Annotated in this window: 15 protein-coding genes; 6 read left to right on the top strand and 9 right to left on the bottom strand. The window is 62.2% G+C overall.

Annotated elements, in window-relative coordinates; all coding sequences use genetic code 11:
- Nucleotides 1–34: 34 nt before the first annotated feature.
- Nucleotides 35–379 carry a RidA family protein gene (locus tag HJC04_RS07815; RefSeq protein WP_097593761.1) on the top strand — a complete coding sequence of 115 codons (345 nt, stop codon included), beginning with the start codon at nt 35–37 and terminating at the stop codon, nt 377–379.
- A 40-nt stretch (nt 380–419) separates the two neighbouring features.
- Here HJC04_RS07815 and HJC04_RS07810 read toward each other — a convergent pair whose 3' ends face one another.
- The 4 genes from HJC04_RS07810 to HJC04_RS07795 are packed head-to-tail and all read right to left on the bottom strand — an operon-like array spanning nt 420 to nt 5,215.
- Entirely contained in the window at nt 420–2,078 is a 1,659-nt protein-coding gene (locus HJC04_RS07810) for a thiamine pyrophosphate-binding protein (protein ID WP_221122652.1), read from the bottom strand.
- Between the two features lie 13 nt (nt 2,079–2,091).
- The gene (locus HJC04_RS07805; protein ID WP_221145589.1) at nt 2,092–3,294 is read right to left on the bottom strand and encodes a CaiB/BaiF CoA-transferase family protein; all 1,203 of its coding nucleotides are present in this window, start codon (nt 3,292–3,294) and stop codon (nt 2,092–2,094) included.
- Nucleotides 3,295–3,311: 17 nt separating this feature from the next.
- A complete protein-coding gene (locus tag HJC04_RS07800) occupies nt 3,312–4,268 on the bottom strand; it encodes a DMT family transporter (protein ID WP_221122654.1) in 957 nt (318 codons plus the stop codon).
- Nucleotides 4,269–4,285: 17 nt separating this feature from the next.
- Nucleotides 4,286–5,215 carry an alpha/beta fold hydrolase gene (locus tag HJC04_RS07795; RefSeq protein ID WP_221145586.1) on the bottom strand — a complete coding sequence of 310 codons (930 nt, stop codon included), beginning with the start codon at nt 5,213–5,215 and terminating at the stop codon, nt 4,286–4,288.
- Nucleotides 5,216–5,472: 257 nt separating this feature from the next.
- On the opposite strand from HJC04_RS07795, the gene HJC04_RS07790 reads away from it, so the two are divergent.
- From HJC04_RS07790 to metF, 4 genes are all read left to right on the top strand, one after another.
- Nucleotides 5,473–6,213: a ribonuclease T2 family protein gene (locus HJC04_RS07790; RefSeq protein WP_221145584.1), complete on the top strand. Its 741-nt coding sequence runs from the start codon at nt 5,473–5,475 to the stop codon at nt 6,211–6,213.
- A gap of 97 nt (nt 6,214–6,310) precedes the next feature.
- Nucleotides 6,311–7,960, top strand: coding sequence for an energy-dependent translational throttle protein EttA (ettA, locus tag HJC04_RS07785; RefSeq protein ID WP_210630592.1), 1,650 nt, complete (start codon nt 6,311–6,313; stop codon nt 7,958–7,960).
- Nucleotides 7,961–8,123: 163 nt separating this feature from the next.
- Nucleotides 8,124–9,149, top strand: a complete 1,026-nt coding sequence (locus tag HJC04_RS07780) for a metalloregulator ArsR/SmtB family transcription factor (RefSeq protein ID WP_210630593.1) — start codon at nt 8,124–8,126, stop codon at nt 9,147–9,149.
- A 1-nt stretch (nt 9,150) separates the two neighbouring features.
- Nucleotides 9,151–10,053, top strand: coding sequence for a methylenetetrahydrofolate reductase [NAD(P)H] (metF, locus tag HJC04_RS07775; protein ID WP_210630594.1), 903 nt, complete (start codon nt 9,151–9,153; stop codon nt 10,051–10,053).
- Nucleotides 10,054–10,512: 459 nt separating this feature from the next.
- On the opposite strand, the gene HJC04_RS07770 is transcribed toward metF, so the two are convergent.
- The 5 genes from HJC04_RS07770 to HJC04_RS07750 form a co-directional block, all read right to left on the bottom strand.
- Nucleotides 10,513–11,418: a DMT family transporter gene (locus HJC04_RS07770; protein ID WP_221145582.1), complete on the bottom strand. Its 906-nt coding sequence runs from the start codon at nt 11,416–11,418 to the stop codon at nt 10,513–10,515.
- Between the two features lie 128 nt (nt 11,419–11,546).
- A complete protein-coding gene (locus tag HJC04_RS07765; protein ID WP_221145580.1) occupies nt 11,547–12,767 on the bottom strand; it encodes a lytic murein transglycosylase in 1,221 nt (406 codons plus the stop codon).
- A gap of 81 nt (nt 12,768–12,848) precedes the next feature.
- Nucleotides 12,849–13,646, bottom strand: coding sequence for a GH25 family lysozyme (locus tag HJC04_RS07760; protein WP_210630597.1), 798 nt, complete (start codon nt 13,644–13,646; stop codon nt 12,849–12,851).
- A gap of 127 nt (nt 13,647–13,773) precedes the next feature.
- Nucleotides 13,774–14,448 (bottom strand): class I SAM-dependent methyltransferase, encoded by a 675-nt coding sequence (locus HJC04_RS07755; RefSeq protein ID WP_210630598.1) that lies wholly within the window; start codon nt 14,446–14,448, stop codon nt 13,774–13,776.
- Nucleotides 14,445–15,689 (bottom strand): DUF3419 family protein, encoded by a 1,245-nt coding sequence (locus HJC04_RS07750; RefSeq protein WP_210630599.1) that lies wholly within the window; start codon nt 15,687–15,689, stop codon nt 14,445–14,447. Before HJC04_RS07750 ends, HJC04_RS07755 begins: the two co-directional genes overlap by 4 nt.
- Before the next feature lie 195 nt (nt 15,690–15,884).
- Between HJC04_RS07750 and HJC04_RS07745 the strand changes: the two genes are divergently transcribed.
- Entirely contained in the window at nt 15,885–17,309 is a 1,425-nt protein-coding gene (locus HJC04_RS07745; protein ID WP_221145578.1) for a serine hydrolase, read from the top strand.
- Nucleotides 17,310–17,349 lie beyond the last annotated feature (40 nt).

The raw sequence follows: 17,349 nt of genomic DNA, 5'->3' as shown, positions 1-17,349 counted from the left end.
GCGCCGGCACCTTTCATTGATGCAGGAGACGATAATGAGCATTAAGCGTATCGACGTCGGCGCGCGCATGAGCGGCGCCGTCATTCACGGCAACACGGTCTACCTCGCAGGCCAGGTGGGTGAGGGCGAAAGCGTCACCGATCAGTGCAAGTCTGCGCTCGCCGAAGTCGACCGTCTGCTGGCGGCCGCCGGCAGCAACAAGTCGAAGATCCTGCAGACCCTCGTCTATCTTTCCGACATCGCTTATTTCGGCGAGATGAACGCAGCCTGGGAAGCCTGGATCGATCCGGCCAATCCGCCGGCACGCGCCACCAGCGAAGCCAAGCTCGCCGCGCCGAAATACAAGGTCGAGTTCATCGTTACGGCTGCGCTCGACTAAGTTCGCCGCAGTTCCGTCTCTCAAAGCCGGTGGGGCGCCCTTACCGGCTTTTTGTTTGCGCGATTTCCGAAAGCGTTCTGGTCGGTGTGATCGCTTCCGGATCGAGCTTCACCTCGATGATCGCCGGTTTGCCGCTTCTTCGCGCGCGCTCGAAAGCCGGGGCGAATTCCTCCGTGCTTTCCACCGTCTCGCCGTGGCCGCCATAGGCGCGGGCAAGGGCCGCGAAGTCGGGGTTGGTGAGATCGGTGCTGCTGACGCGGCCGGGATATTCGCGCTCCTGATGCATGCGGATCGTGCCGTACATGCCGTTGTTGACGACGATTGCGATGATCGGCAGACCGTAGCGGATGGCGGTGGCGAATTCCTGGCCATGCATCAGGAAACAGCCGTCGCCGGCAAAACAGATGACCTCACGCTCGGGAAAAAGCCGCTTGGCGGCCACCGCGGCGGGCAACCCGTAACCCATCGAGCCGGAGGTGGGCGCGGCCTGGGTGTTGAAGCGGCGGAAACGATGGAAGCGATGCAGCCAGGTGGCATAGTTGCCGGCGCCGTTGGTGAAGATTGCGTCCTGCCTGGTATTCGCCTCCAGCCACTCCATGATCGGTCCCATATGGACAGCGCCAGGACCTATCGCTGGCGGCTTCGACCAGGCGAGATAGGCTTGGTGCATGCGCTCCGTGCGCTCCGCCCAGTGCGGCTCGGTCGGCGCTTTCAGATCGGTAAGTGCAGCGACGAAATCGGCCGGTGCCGCGCAGATCGCTAGATCCGGGCGATAGATACGGCCGAGTTCGGACGCATCGGGATAGACGTGGACCAGCGATTGCTGGGGGTAGGGGATGTCGATCAGCGTGTAGGACGACGAGGGCATTTCCGACATGCGGGCGCCGAGCAGGATCACCAGGTCGCTCTCCTTGATCTCCTTGGCGAGCGCCGGATTGATGCCGATGCCGACATCGCCGGCATAGCAGGGATGAAGGTGATCGAACAGCATCTGCCGGCGGAAGGAGCAGCCGACCGGCAATTGGAAACGCTCGGCGAAGATTGCAAAATCGGCGACGGCATCGGCATCCCAGCGCGTGCCGCCGAGGATCACCACCGGTCGCTCAGCTTTGAGCAGACGCAGATAGAGATCGTCGATCTGGCTGGGGCCGGGATGCGCCTCGACGTTGGCATAACGCCTGGCGAGGGGCGCCTCGACCTCGTCGCGCAGCATGTCTTCCGGCAGCGTCAGCACCACGGGGCCGGGACGGCCGGAGGTTGCGATCGCAAAGGCGCGGGTGACGAATTCGGGAATTCGGGCGGCATCGTCGATTTCACCCACCCATTTGGCGAATTCGGTGAAGGCGCGGCGGAATTCGACCTCCTGGAAGGCCTCGCGCTCACGTGCATCACGCTGCACCTGGCCGATGAAGAGGATCATCGGGATCGAATCCTGCCTTGATATATGCAGGCCGGCGGAGGCGTTGGTGGCGCCGGGGCCGCGGGTCACCATGCAGATGCCGGGTTCGCCGGTGAGCCTGCCCCAGCAATCCGCCATCATCGCCGCCCCGCCTTCCTGCCGGCAGACGAGGACGTCGATATCGCTGTCACGCAAGGCGTCGAGCACGGCGAGGAAACTCTCGCCGGGCACGCAGGAGAGGCGTTTGACACCGTTCGCCTTCAGCGCCTCGACGATCAGTTCCCCGCCCGTTTGTTTCATAATGATACCTTCTTCATGACGATGTCTTCCTCTCAAGCTCGGCGAGTTCCGCCAGAATTTCTTCCCTGTGTTCGCCGAGACGCGGGCTCGGCCTGACGTAGCGCAATGGTGTTTCCGACAGCCCCACCGGCGTCCTGACCCCGGGGATGACGGTGCCGGCGGCATCGGCAAGGTCGATGCGCAGACCGCGAGCCTTCACTTGCGGGTCGGCGAACATTTCCTCGATCGTGTTGATCGCGCCCGATGGAACCGCGTTCTGCTCGCAGGCCTTCAGGAGATCCGCCTTCTGCCATTTCAGCGTCTCGGTGGAGATCAGGCGGCGCACCTCGCCGCGGTTGGCGACGCGGGCCTTGTTGGTGGAGAAACGCTCGTCATCCGCGATCGTCTCCAGGCCGAGGATGGCAGAGAGGCGGCGGAACTGGCCGTCATTGCCGACGGCCAGGATGAGATAACCGTCGGCCGTCGGTACGACCTCATAGGGCGAGATGTTCGGATGGGCGTTGCCGAGGCGGGTCGGTGCGGCGCCGGTGATGAGGTAATTCATGTTCTGATTGGCGAGGACGGCCGATTGCACGTCGAGCAGGGCCATGTCGATCAACTGGCCTTGTCCGGTTTTCAGGGCATGGATCAGGGCGGCCTCGATCGCCGAGACGGCATAGATGCCGGTGAAGATGTCGGCGATCGCCACGCCCGCCTTCATCGGTTGGCCGTCCGGCTCGCCTGTTATCGACATGAAGCCGGACATGCCCTGGACGATGTAATCGTAGCCGGCGAGGCCGGCATAGGGGCCGGTCTGGCCGAAGCCGGTGATCGAGCAATAGACGAGCCTCGGGTTCTGCTTGCGCAGGCTGTCGTAATCGAGCCCGTATTTGACGAGGCCTCCGACCTTGAAATTCTCGATCACTACATCGGCTGTGGCTGTGAGGCGACGAACGAGATCCTGGCCCTCAGAGCTCTTGAGGTCGGCGGTGATTGAGCGCTTGCCGCGATTGGCGGCGTGGTAATAGGCGGCCGAGAGATTTTCGCCGTCGGCACCTTCGACGAAGGGCGGTCCCCATTGGCGGGTGTCGTCGCCACCGTCGGGATTTTCCACCTTGATGACGTCGGCGCCGAGATCGGCAAGCATCTGGCCCGCCCAGGGGCCGGCGAGCACGCGGGCAAGCTCGATCACCCGGATGCCGGCAAGCGGCGGCATGTTCGTCGCGGTCTCGGTCATGTTCCTCCCGTCGGTGTCTACGGCGCCAGCGTCACCTCAGATGTATCGGATACCGGCTTTGAAGCAAAGCGGCGCTCGCGCCAGAGGATGTAGAAGCCCGACGCCATGATGATCGTGATGCCGAGCCATTTGATCGCATCCGGAAAATCGCCGAAAACAAGCCAGGCGAAGATCGTTGCCGAAACGATCTCGAAATATTGCAGCGGCGCCAGCGTCGACGCCGGTGCCGCACGAAAGGCATAGACGCCGAGGATGCCGGCGATCGCGGCCATGGCGCCGACGCCGGCCACGTAGAACCAGGCGCTGCCTGCAGGCATGACGGGATCGAAGAGATCGGAGCCGCTTCCTTCGCCGACAAAAAGCAGGAAAGCGCAGAAGAGCAAGCCCCAGATGCCCATCTGGAACTGCATCGACCAGGGGTCCTCCCGGTGCGAGAGGACGCGGGTCATCAACACGAAGATCGCAATGCAGAGCGCGCTGACGACAGGCAGGAGCGCGATGGAGCCGACCTCCTCGAAACTGGGCTGGATGATCAGCATCGCCCCGAAGAAGCCGACGCCGCAGGCGGTATAGCGCCGCCAGCCGATCGTCTCCTTGAGGATAATGCCGCCGAGGATCGTCACGATGATCGGCTCGATAAAGAAGATCGCGATCGCGTCGGCGACCGCCATATATTTCAGCGTGGTGACGAAGGAGATCATCGAGACGGTGATGACGAAGCCGCGGATGGCGTGGAACAGGCTCTGGCGCCACGAGAAATCGGTAAAGCTGCGTCGCCATAGCACGATCGGCAGCATGCAGAGCGCCTGCACGAGGAAGCGGCCGGCGGTGATCTCGGCGGAGGGGACGGTGACGACGGCAAGCTTGGCGAAGATGTCGATGAGCGGCGAGAACATCACCGAAAGAAACATCAGCGCAAGCCCCGTCGTCACTTCGGAGGCGGACGAAGCGGGCCGGGCGGAGGTGCTGCTCATGATGGGATCTCTCTGGCTCAGGATCTTGCGAGTGCCTCGTCGCACCAGTCCGCGAAGGCGGCGGTCGCCGCTTCGGCGTCGATCTCGTTCAGCGTTTCATGCCGCATATCCTGATATATCCGAGTGCTGATACGAGAGAAGCCTTGCGCTTTCAAATGGTTTGACAGCCAGAGGATGGCTTTTCCACGCCCCGTCGCCGGATCCTCGCCGCCGCCGACCAGATGGATCGGCATGTCGCGCGGCAGCCGGTCGAGATGGAGCTTCTGCGGTGCGCGAAACGTCAGTTCGAAGAGATCGAGCCAGAGCGAGACCGAAGCATCGAAGCCGCAGAGCGGATCGCCGATATATTTGTCGACTTCATCGGCATGGCGGGACAGCCAGTCGAACTCGGTGCGGCGGTCCGGGATCGATTTTCCCCAAGCTCCGAAGGTGAGCTTCGGCAAGAGGCCGCTCGGCACGTCGGAGCCCTTCAGCATCCGCTCGGCAAGCAAGATCGCCTGGGCGGCTCGGCCGGCAAGGCCGACGGCGAAATTCGAATTCCAGACGGCGACAGCGTCGAAGTCGCCCGGAGCGGTGACGGCGACATTGAGCGCCACGAGACCGCCCATCGAATGGCCGAAGAGGATCACCTTCAGGCCGGGATGGCGCGAGGCCGCATGGGCGCGCACGGCATGGACATCGCCGATCACCCGGTCGACGCCATCCCGGCCGGCGAAGCGGCCAATCGGCGCGTCGGGCGCCGTCGTCTCGCCGTGGCCGCGGTGATCATGGGCATAGACGTGGTAGCCGCGCGCCGCCATCGCCGCGGCAAAGCGGCCGTACCGCTTCGAATGCTCCGCCAGGCCGTGCGATATCAACAGGACGCCGCGCGCCGGGTGGGTAGCCTCGGCATGGTGATAGGCCAGAGACGCTTCCCCTATCGCGAGTCTTTGCGTATCAGAAAACATCCGGATCCTCCCCGCCCCAGCAGAGCAGATCGCTACTGCATAATTCCTTAAAGCGGAATCGATTTAAGCGAATATGCTGCAACTATAAGTGCGACACGGTGCTCGCGTAACTCTAAGACAGTGAGGTCCCCGCAATAGTCAGCTGTTTCCGGCGACGCGCAGTCGATAACAAATTTCGGCACGGCTGCGATTCAGGGTTGCTGCCGTTTACTCTTTGTGCTTATCTGTTCCTGCATTGTTCTTCTTTGGGGGTTGAAATGAGCAGCATGCAGTTGCGTACCTTTACGTTCGCCTTGTCGATGATCCTTGCCGGCGCTGCCGTGGCGCAGGAGGCCGATGGCCGTACCCGTTTCATTCTTGCTGCGAGCTGGCAGCCCGCCTTCTGCCAGACGAACCAGAAGAAGCCCGAATGCGCCAGCCAGACCGGCGAGCGCCATGACGCGACGAATTTCTCGCTGCACGGCCTGTGGCCGATGCGGCAGGATTATTGCGGCGTCAGTGAGGACCAGAAGGCTGCCGACAAGGACGGCAAATGGGATACATTGCCCGCGGTTGCGCTTTCGGCCGAGACGCAGGCGTCGCTTGCAAAGGCAATGCCCGGCACCCAATCCGGCCTTGAACGGCACGAATGGATAAAGCATGGCACCTGCACGAAAATGAGCGTTGAGGATTATTTCGGCGTCGGCGTCCATTTAGTGGATGCGCTCAATACATCGGCCGTGCGCGATCTCTTTGCCGCCAATATCGGCAAGGCGGTCAAGGCCGAGGCGATCAAGGCTGCTTTCGACAAGAGCTTCGGGCCGGGTGCGGGCGAGCGCGTCAAGATGAGCTGCCGGCGAGCCGGCAATGTCAGGGTGATCAGCGAGTTGACGATCGGCCTGTCTGCGGATGCGGGAACGGCATCGGCAAAAAGCGCGGGCCTTGCCGATCTGATCCAGGGAGCGGGAAAAACCACGTTCGGCTGTGACGAGGGCGTTGTCGATGCGGCGGGCTTCTGACCGGAATCCGGCGTAAACGGGTTTCGGCGTTGCTCACAGGCGCTGTTTCGCCTACATAGCGGCACGAAACGAAGTTTCCCGCCCGGAGCAGCGCAGCATGGCACGTCAATTCATCTATCATATGTCCGGCCTCAACAAGGCTTATGGCAACAAGAAGATCCTGGAGAACATCCACCTTTCCTTCTACCCGGATGCCAAGATCGGCATCCTCGGACCGAACGGCGCCGGTAAATCCACTGTGCTGCGCATCATCGCCGGCCAGGACAAGGAGTATACCGGCGAAGCCTGGCTCGCCGAGGGTGCCACGGTCGGCTATCTCGAGCAGGAGCCGAAACTCGACCCCACCAAGACGGTTTTCGAGAACGTCATGGAAGGTGTTGCCGCGAAGACGGCGATCGTCGATCGTTACAACGAATTGATGATGAACTACTCGGACGAGACCGCGGAAGAGGGGGCGAAGCTCCAGGACATCATCGACAGCCAGAACCTCTGGGATCTGGAAAGCCAGGTCGAGATGGCGATGGAAGCCCTGCGCTGCCCGCCGCGCGATGCCGATGTCACCAATCTTTCCGGTGGTGAGCGCCGCCGCGTCGCGCTCTGCCGTCTGCTGCTGTCGCAGCCGGATCTGCTGCTGCTCGACGAACCGACCAACCATCTGGATGCCGAAACCATCGCCTGGCTCGAAAAGCACCTGCGCGACTATCCCGGCGCCGTGATGATGATTACCCACGACCGCTACTTCCTGGACAACGTCACCGGCTGGATCCTCGAACTCGATCGCGGCCGCGGCATCCCTTATGAAGGCAACTACTCCGCCTATCTGCAGGCCAAGGCCAAGCGCATGCTGCAGGAAAACCGCGAAGAGGCATCACGCCAGAAGGCGATCAGCCGCGAGCAGGAATGGATTGCTTCCAGCCCGAAGGCTCGCCAGGCCAAGTCGAAGGCGCGTATCAAATCCTACGAGCAGTTGGTGGAGGCGGCCGAGAAGCAGCGTCCCGGCGACGCGCAGATCATCATCCCGGTGAGCGAGCGCCTCGGTCAGGTGGTCATCGAGATGGAGGGCATCACCAAGGGCTTCGACGGCCGCACGCTGGTCAACGACCTGTCGCTGAAGCTGCCGCCGGGGGGCATTGTCGGCATCATCGGTCCGAACGGCGCCGGAAAGACGACGCTGTTCAAGATGATCACCGGCCAGGAAACGCCGGATGGTGGTACGATCCGGATCGGCGAAACCGTGCACCTCAGCTATGTCGACCAGAGCCGCGATGCGCTCGATCCAAACAAGACCGTCTGGGAAGAAATCTCCGGCGGCGCCGAAGTGATCAAGCTCGGCAAGTTCGACATGAACTCCCGTGCTTATTGCGGCGCCTTCAACTTCAAGGGCGGCGATCAGCAGCAGAAGGTCGGCAGTCTCTCGGGCGGCCAGCGTAACCGCGTTCACCTCGCCAAGATGTTGAAATCCGGCGGCAACGTTCTGCTGCTCGACGAGCCGACCAACGACCTTGATACGGAAACGCTTGGCGCCCTTGAGAACGCGCTTGAGAATTTTGCCGGTTGCGCCATCGTCATCAGCCACGATCGCATGTTCCTCGACCGCCTGGCGACGCATATCCTGGCTTTTGAGGGCGAGGGCCATGTCGAATGGTTCGAAGGCAACTTCGAGGATTATGAGGAGGACAAGGTCCGTCGCCTCGGCCCGGATGCGCTCAATCCGGGCAGCCAGGCCCATAAGCGCCTGACACGCTGATCCCTGCTTCATTTCTGCTTCCGAAGCCCCGGTTCGACCGGGGCTTTTTCGTGTCAGACCCCGTCGCAATTTGCGCAGGCAATTTCGCGAACAGTGCGAATTGCCGCTTGCCACCGCTTTTCAAATCACATAAAGATATCTTTATATCTTGATTGGGCCAATGATGAGCGAACCTTTGAAGCTGGGACTGGATGGGCTGGTGGACGTCTTGAAGGCGGCCGGAGAACCCACGCGTCTGCGTCTTCTGGCGCTTCTCGACGGCGGCGACCTGACGGTGACCGATCTTACTGAAATCCTCGGCCAGTCGCAGCCGCGCATCTCCCGCCACCTGAAGCTGCTCGGCGAGGCCGAACTGATCGAACGCTATCAGGAAGGCGCCTGGGCCTATTTTCGCCTCAAGCAGGACGGCAAGGCGGCCATGCTGGTGCGGGCGCTGCTGAAACATGTCTCCGAGAACGACCCGACCATCCTTCGTGACGGCGAGCGTCTTTCGGCTGTCAAGCGCCAGCGGGCCGAGCGGGCGCAAGCCTATTTCAGCCGCAATGCCGCGGAATGGGACGAGCTTCGCCGCCTGCACGCGGCGGATGAGGAGGTCGACGCCGCCGTCATTCGGCTGCTCGGCAACCAGCCGATCGATTCGCTGCTGGATCTCGGCACCGGCACCGGCCGCATCCTCGAACTCCTGTCCGGACTTTACCGCCGTGCTGTCGGTGTCGACGCCAGTCGCGACATGCTGAGCGTGGCGCGCGCCAATCTCGACAAGTCCCGCATCACCAAGGCGACGGTGCGCCACGCCGATATCTTGAACCTTCCGTTCGAGGGGCAGGATTTCGACCTTGTGACGATCCATCAGGTGCTGCATTTCTTCGATCAGCCGGAGATTGCGATCGCGGAAGCGGCGCGCATGCTGCGGCCGGGCGGGCGGCTCGTGGTCATCGACCTCGCGCCGCACACGCTCGAATATCTCAGAGACGAACATGCCCATGTCCGTCTCGGCTTTTCGCACCAGGCGATGTCCGACTGGTTGCGCAAGGCCGGGCTCGACGTCGAGCAGGTCGTCGATCTTCATCCGGGTCAGCAGGGCGGGCAGGGGTTGACGGTCACCGTCTGGCTCGCGCGCGATCCGAGGCGCCTCATGGCTTCGCAAACGAGCGAAGGCGCCGAACCCACATTTGCCGGGAGAGTATGACATGGCTTTGAAAAGCGAAGGACGCGGGCGCAACTTCGGGATCTCCTTCGAATTTTTTCCGCCGAAATCGGAGGAAATGGAAGGGCAGCTCTGGGATACTGTCAGCAAGCTGCAGGATTGGGATCCGGATTTCGTGTCGGTGACCTACGGCGCCGGCGGCACCACCAAGGCGCCGACGCTGTCTGCTGTTACGCGTTTCCTGTCGCAGACGCCGCTTGCCACCGCCTCGCACCTGACCTGCGTTGGTGCGACGAAGGAGGAAACGCATCATATGATCGATACGTTTCGCAAGGTCGGCGTAAAGCATTTCGTGGCTTTGCGCGGTGATGCGCCCGGCGGCGTCGGCGCGCCCTATCAGCCGCATCCCGGCGGTTACGCCAATGCGGCAGAACTGGTGGCAGGCCTCAAGTCGGTCGGTGATTTCGAGATTTCGGTCTCCGCCTATCCGGAAAAGCACCCGGAAAGCCGTGATACGGCCGCCGATATCGACATGCTGAAGCGCAAGGCCGATAACGGCGCCGACCGGGCGCTGACGCAGTTCTTCTTCGACAATGACAATTTCGAGCGCTACCTGGAGCGGGTGCGCGCCGCCGGCATCTCGATCCCGATCGTGCCAGGTATCATGCCGATCCAGAACCTGACGCAGTTGAAGCGTTTCGCCGGCGCCTGTGGCGCGGTCATCCCTGGCTTCCTCGACGAGCGTTTCGCGGGCCTCGACGATAAGCCCGAGGACCGGGCGAAGGTCGCGGCCGAAGTTGCCGCCGAGCAGATCGAGGATCTCGTCCGGCGCGGCATCGGTGATTTCCATCTCTATACGATGAATCGCGCGCCGCTGGTTTCCGCGGTGCTTGACAATCTCGGCTTTGCCCGCCGAACGACAAAGAGCGCGGGAGCCGCCGCCTGATCCTTGCAGACGTTCAAAAGTGAAAAAGCGCATGTCGGGCGGGACATGCGCTTTTTCGTTGGCGGATTGATCAGGGGAGTTTAGGCACTATCAGCATTCCGCCTCCGTCATTCCGGCTCAAATGAAGAGCATGGATAAGACGAAAGCAAACGCTGCACTGACCAACAGAACATTCAAGGATTGCGTGAGTCCCATGTCTGTCTCCTCGCGTTAGCCGTCGGATATTATGTCTGAAATATGTCGGTTGGGAAGCGGATTTTATGCTGCGCTGCCGAAACGGCCAGTGGACAAGTCGAACATCATTTTCCTAAAGCCATGAGATAAAACGATAATTTCGAGAAAATTTTTCTTCACACATTTTAACACGGCGTTAAATCAGGCGACTGCGAATTTACCTATGCGCCCGAAACTTGGCGAAGCCGCAACTGGTTGAAAACATACGAAAAATGCAACCTGAGGTCAGGCGGGCTTGGCCAGCAGGCGATAGGCGCGCCCGTCGAGGATGACGAGGCCGAAACCGATCAACGCCATGCCGGCGAATTCGCTCAGGCTGAGCCTTTCGCGGAGGAAGAGCACGCCGAGGAGGATGGCGCTCGGCGGCACCAGCAGCGTGACGAGCGAGGCGTTGGTGGCTCCGGCGGTCGCGATGACCCTGAAATAGAGAATATAGGCGAAGGCGGTCGAAAGCAGCGCCAGCGCCAGGATGGCAAGCAGCACTTCGAGCGGCGGTATGGTCAGTGCCCAGGGTCGATCGGCCAGCAGCGACAATGGCAGAGCGATCAGTGAGGATGCGGTCAACTGGCCGGCGGCGGTGACCGCGGCAGGGACGCCCTTGAAACGTTTGCCGTAGGTGGCGGCAAAACCGTAGGAGACGGCGGCGAGCACCGGAAACAGCAGCGCCCAGAGCGGGGCTTCGCTGCCGGTGGAGATGCCGGGGCCGACCAGCACGATCGTCCCGAGGAGACCCACGAGGCAGCCTGCGATCTTGGCCGAGCTCAACTTCTCGTCCGAGGTGAGGTAATTGGCGATGAGCACCGTCCAGATCGGCGTCGTCGCGTTCAGGATCGCCGCAAGGCCGGCGCCGATGCGGGTCTGGCCGAAGAAGATCAGGGCATGCGGCAGGACATTGTTGATGACGCCGAGGATCAGGAACTCGCGCCAGCGGGCCTTGAAGATCGAATAGATGTCAAGACGCCCGGCAATATAGACATGCAGCGCGAGCGCGGCGAGCAACAGCCTGAGGAAGACGAGGGTCAGCGGTGGCACGTGCTGGACGGCGATGCGGGCAAAGAAAAAGGAGCCGCCCCAGATCAGGCCGAGCAGGACCAGCAGCCCCCAAGTCCAGGCATTCATCTTGCTGTCCATGCCGCTTCCTCCACCGCAAGCGAACCGTCCGCAACCGGCACCGGTTCTTCATCAGGAAGCTTTAGCCCAAGCGGCAAATGCCGCCACCCGTTTCTTGCAAAACGGGTGGCGGTAAACGTCAGCGGCGATCAGAGAGCGTTGAGAAGGGCAGGCGTCGCCCAGCCGTCGGCCGGTATCCCCAAGCGCTGCTGTTCCTTCTGGATCGCGATACGCGTGCCGGAACCGAGAATGCCGTCGATCTCTCCGACATCGTGGCCGAGCGACTGCAGCTTGGTCTGCAGCGTCTTCATCTGGTCGTTGGCAAGCCCTTGTTCCGGCGCGCCCTTGAGATAGGTCGGGGCGCCGGAAAGGCGGGTCGCGAAATAGGCGGCCGAGGTCGTGTAGATGAAAGACTTGTTCCATTCGAGATATATCTTGAAATTCGGGTAGGCGATGAAGGCCGGTCCCATGCGGCCCTGCGGCAGGACCAGATCGCCCTCGAGCTCACCGAAGGCCGTATTGCCGTCGCGCGGCTTGACGCCGAGCGCGAACCACTCGCTGGCCTTCATTGCGCCGCCAAGGCCGGATTTCTCCCAAGGCAGGTTGTCGGGCAGGGTGACTTCCTGCAGCCAGGGCTGACCGCGCTCGAAGCCGAGATGCTGGATGAATTTCGCTGCCGTCAGGATGGCGTCCGGGCCGCTCTGCTTCAGGCGGACATGGCCGTCGCCGTCGCCGTCCATGCCATAGGCGATGATGTCGCGCGGCAACATCTGGACCTGGCCGATCTCGCCGGCCCAGGCGCCGGTGTTGGTGGCGGGGTCAAGGTCGCCGTGCTCGACCATCTCGATCAAGGCGATCAGCTGCGGGCGGAAGAGTTCTGGGCGGCGGCAGTCGTGCGACAGCGTCACCAGAGCATTGCGGGTGTTGAAATCGCCCTGGACGGCGCCGAAATCGGTTTCCATCGCCCAGAATGCGGTGATGACGCCTTGGGGAATGCCGAATTCCTGCTCGGCCCGGGCAAAGACGTCGGCATATTGCTTCATCTTCTGGCGGCCGATGTCGAGACGGGCTTGGCTGACGGTGCGCTGCGAGAATTCTAGGAAGGTCTGCTTGAAGACGCCCTGGGCGCGATCCCGGCTCAGGACCTTGGGATCGATTTCGGCGCCGGCCAGCGCCTCGTCGGCGGCTGCGGCGCTGGCGCCTGCGGCGACCGCATCAGCCTTGACGCCCTGGAGAAAGGCAGACAGATCGCCGCCGCAGGGGGCTCCCGGAGCCGAGGCCGCGGGCGCCTGCTGGGCGGCCGCGCCGCCTGCAAAAGCGAGGGCAAACAGGAGGGCGAGTGCAGAGCGGCTTGTGAGCGAGCGGTGCATGAATGCGGTCCTTATAGCAAATGGATGCCCGTCGCTTTCACAGAGGAATGTGACGGAAGCAAGAATGATTGAAAGACGTTACTAAGAATTTCTATCCTTGGAAACGGCCGCGACCCAATTGTTCCAGTTCTTTGCGCTGCCGGCAAAGACGTTGATGTCGGTCGGCCCCTTGATGCCGGGAATCACGCCGGTCGAGGTATATTGCCAGAAGGCCCAGCGGCGGTCGGAATAGGTCACCTCGGGATGTTTTGCCACCGAGCGGACCCAGAAATGATAATCCTGGAAGTAGCCGGCGAGATTATCGCGGTGGAAATCGACCGAGGTGTAGATAATCGGGCGCTTGCCATAATAGGCCTCCAGCCGGTCCATGAAACGCTGCATTTCGGAGCGCACGGTTTCCGCGTCGGGGCGGTAACGACAGGTCTTCGATTCGGCGTTCCATTCGACGTCGAGCACCGGCGGCAGGCGCATGGCCTCCTTCGGCACGTTGCGGATGAACCAGTCGGCCTGCTCATCGGCCGAGGAGCAGAAATAATAGAAATGGTAGGGGGCGTGCGGGATGCCGGCGGCGCGCGCCTCGCGCCAATATTCATCGAAGCGGGGGTCGACCCTGTCCTTGCCTTCCGTCGCCTTGATGAAGGCAAAGGCGACGCCGGAATTCCTCACCGTGCTCCAGTCGATATCGCCCTGCCATTTGGAGATGTCGATGCCGTGGATCGCATTCTGCTGCGGATGCTTGGGGCCGAAATCCTGCGGATCGGTATCCCGGAAGCGCGTCTTCGGCTTGATCGATGCGGTTTCGAGATAGTCGTGACCGGAGGAGGAACACCCCGCCAGCAGGATGGCCAGGGGCAGAACGCAAAACAAAAGCCGGCGCATGGGTATCCCGTCGTGAACCGAATGATCTCTTTGCTCCACAGCCTGACCTTCGAAAATGACGAGCCCAGCAGAGGAATAACCCTCTTTTCATCATATCAACGTAAAAAATCGGTTAGTTTCAAGCGAATTATGAGCGCCTGCTGATGATGGCCGCCCGCCAGGCGTAACCGCCGCCGACTGTTTCGAAGGATAAACGCGCATTGTGTTCCTGGGCCTGCGCTTCCAGGACCTCCCGCAGATCGGCGCGCGGAGTGACATGGAATCTCGCAAGCCAAGCCTGCAGCATGCGGCGGAACCAACGCGGCAGGCCTTCCTGCTGGCCGAAATCGACGATATGCAACTGGCCGCCGGGATTAAGTGCGGCGATCGACGCGTCGACGGCGCGTTCCCAGTCCGGGATCATCGACAGGGCATAGGAAATGAGGATGCGGTCGAAGCCGCTGACGCCGAATTCGCGCGGTGTAAACGCCGTCGCGTCGGCGACGCGGAATTCCGGGATGGTCGCCTTGGTGGCGAAGGTCTTGCGGGCCGAAATCAGCATTTCCTGGGAAATGTCGAGGCCGAACAGCTTTGCGCCTGGAAAATGCTTGTGCGCCAAGGCCATGTTGCGGCCGGTGCCGCAGCCGACTTCGAGCAGGGTGCCGCCGTCTGGCACGTCGAGATGGCGGATCGTGCTGTCGCGGCCGAGGAGGTAATATTTGCGGGTCAGGTCGTAGATATGGCGCTGGTAGCGGTACATGCCATCCATCAGGCTGGCATGTTGATCGCTCTTTCCTGCCGTCTCGGCGCCGATCTTACTCACGCCTTCTTCCCGTAAATGTGGAAACCGCCGTAGATCGCGGAGCGATCGAGCGCGGTCAGTTCTCGCGATTTCTCCTCGAAATAATCCCATTGGTCGCGGATCGAAGGAGACAGACGGCCTTCGATGATGCTCTTTTCGGCGGCGGTGCGGAAGATCACGCGCGCGCCTTCGCGCGCCGTGCGGGTGATTTCCCGCCAGACGTCGTTCAGTTGGTCGTCAGTCATCCAGTCCTGCGCGTCGAGCAGGATATAACGGTCGCGAGAGGCTGCCGGCTCGCAGGCCAGAAGTTCGGTGAAGCTTGCGTGGTGGACGTTGACGCGGTCGACATTGGCGCGGATCACCTCGTAGTGCTCCGCCTTTAGATAGGTCGGCAGCGGGCCCTCTTCTTCGGTGCCGTAGCGGCGGCCGAAGGCCTGCCAGGCGAAATAGTTGTCGCGCATCGGGAAATGACAGGCGAGCTTTTCCAGGCGATGCTTCAGCACCGGTGCGATCGAATGATCGGCGGCAAGGCTTGCGAGCTCGTCATATTGCTGCGGCGGAATGCCGAGGCCGAAGAGTGAGCTCTTGCGGCCGGTGATCCAGCGCACGACCGGCTTTTCGAACAGGGGGGCGATCTGTTCTTCGAAGAATTGGCGCTGTTCGCGGATCGAGCGGGTCTTGGTCATTTCGCGCAGCTTGACGCCATGCAGGCGGGCCAGAAGATGGGCTGCGCCGATGAAGCGGCCGAGCAGGCCTGTTTCGTAGATGTTGCGGTCGAAGACGGTGACGCGGCGGCGGCCGAACTTGCGGCCGTTCCAATAGCTGCGGGTCGCTTCATCGAGTTTGGCAGCGAGATGCTGGTCATAAGCGCGGCTGTTCGACTTCTCGTTCGGCATCGCCAGGAATCGGACGAGATCGGCGTGACCGGGAAGGTGCTTGAACGCAGCAAGCTTCAGGCGGTTCAGCGCGATGTGGTGCGGGTTGAGGTCGACGACGTCGATCGAGGCCGGCGCCTTGGAGAGATAGGCGAGCATGTTGCAGCCGCCGGAGCCGATGGTGACGATGCGATGATCGGGCTTCAGCTCCATCGCCTGCATGTCGAGATCCGGATCCTCCCAGATCTGCGGATAGACGAGACCGGAGAAGAGAAGACTGAAGAGACGCTCGGAGAAGCCCTCCTTTGAAAAAGCCTTGTGGCGGAGAAGGGCGTCCTTGAGTTTCCGGTTCTTGCGGAAGCCGGCATCCGGTGCAAATTCTGACATGAGTCTGTCACCTTTTTAGCGTTCAGGGCGTGTAGCGCGCCACTGCTACAGTTTGATGACGCGGGCTGTGGGCCCGTGCCGTTCGAAAACATCGCCCCTCCTCGGAAAGTGATCGGGGTGACGGGATATTCTTCGCGCCGCGCCCTTCCAGGCAGGCGGAATTCCTGCTTCTCTCCGGGCATTCGGAGGAATGCCATGCGATTTGTCCTGCGTGTCCTGAAGGCGCTTGCGCTCCTTGTCGTTCTCATCGTCGTTGCCGGCGCCGTCTGGCTGCTCGTCCGGCCGCCGGAGCTTCTGCGCGTCGGCGACGGCTATGCCGCCAAGATCGTCTGCTCCAATGTCTTCGTTGCCGGCCGGAACGCCGAAGACGTGCTGGCGGATGACGTGCAGGCGCCGGGAAATCCGTTGCTGCGGCTCGTGCGCGTCAGCGTCGACCGCGACAACAACCGTGTGACCGCGCGCTTCCTGGGGCTGTTTGCTTCGAGCTACGCGCTTTACCGCGGCGCTTTCGGCTGCACGAGCGTGCCCGACGGCGATTTCGAGGCGGCGGCGAATGCCGTAGCTTTCGACGCGCCGGCAAGAATGGAGGCGAACGCGGCGCTGTGGCCGGAAGGCGAGGGTGTCGGCGGTCGGGACGAAAAGATCGCTGCGGTGCTTAACGACACAGGGATTGCCGGCCCGGCCATGCGAGGGATTGTGGTCGTGCGCGATGGCCGAATCGTCGCCGAAGCCTATGGTCCCGGATTCTCAGCGAAGACGCCGCTGATCGGCTGGTCGATGACGAAGACGGTGAATGCGGCCATCCTCGGCCGGCTGATGCTCGATGGTAAGATTTCCTTCGACGACAATCATCTGCTGGCGCAGTGGAAGGATGATGCGCGCGCCAAAATCAAAGTTTCCGACCTGCTCGGCATGGAGAGCGGTCTTGCCTTCAACGAGAATTATGGCGATGTCGCGGATGTGACGCGCATGCTCTATCTCGACCCCGACATGGTGTCGTTGCCGGCCAATGCGCCGATGGAGGCGGCGCCGGGTCAGCGCTTCCTCTATTCGAGCGGCACGGCGGTGCTCTTGTCGCGCATCTGGATGGACAGAGTCGGCAGGGCGCCGGCAGCCTTCTCCTACCCGCACGACGCGCTCTTCTCCCCACTCGGCATGACGAGTGCCGTCTTCGAACTCGACGCGCGTGGCACCTTTGTCGGAAGCTCCTATCTCTACGCGACGGCGCATGATTGGGCCCGCTTTGGGCAGTTCCTGCTGCAGGATGGCGTGTGGAACGGCCAGCGGCTGTTGCCGGAGGGTTTCGTCGGCGCCATGCGCACGCCGACGGCGGCGTCGAACGGCCGGTATACTCAAGGTCAGGCCTGGCTCGCGCCCGGTGGCTCAAGCGCCGCGTTCGGGCTGCCCGAGGATACGTTCTGGCTCACGGGGCATGACGGGCAGAGCATGGCGATCGTGCCTTCCGCCAATCTGATCGTCGTTCGGCTCGGCCTGACACCGGGCTGGCTCGGCTATCAACCGCAGACGCTTCTGAAGGCAGTCCTGGCGGCGTTGCCGCAAGCGCGAGCGCCGCAACAGCAGGCCGAATCACAGGGGCATCAGCCGCAACCGCAGCCGTAGGCTACGACCGCTGTTTCGATTGGTTTGTCTCGATAGCTGC

It is taken from the genome of Rhizobium sp. NLR8a, from assembly GCF_019685235.1.
GTDB lineage: Bacteria > Pseudomonadota > Alphaproteobacteria > Rhizobiales > Rhizobiaceae > Rhizobium.
This window is presented reverse-complemented; position numbering and strand designations above follow the sequence as displayed.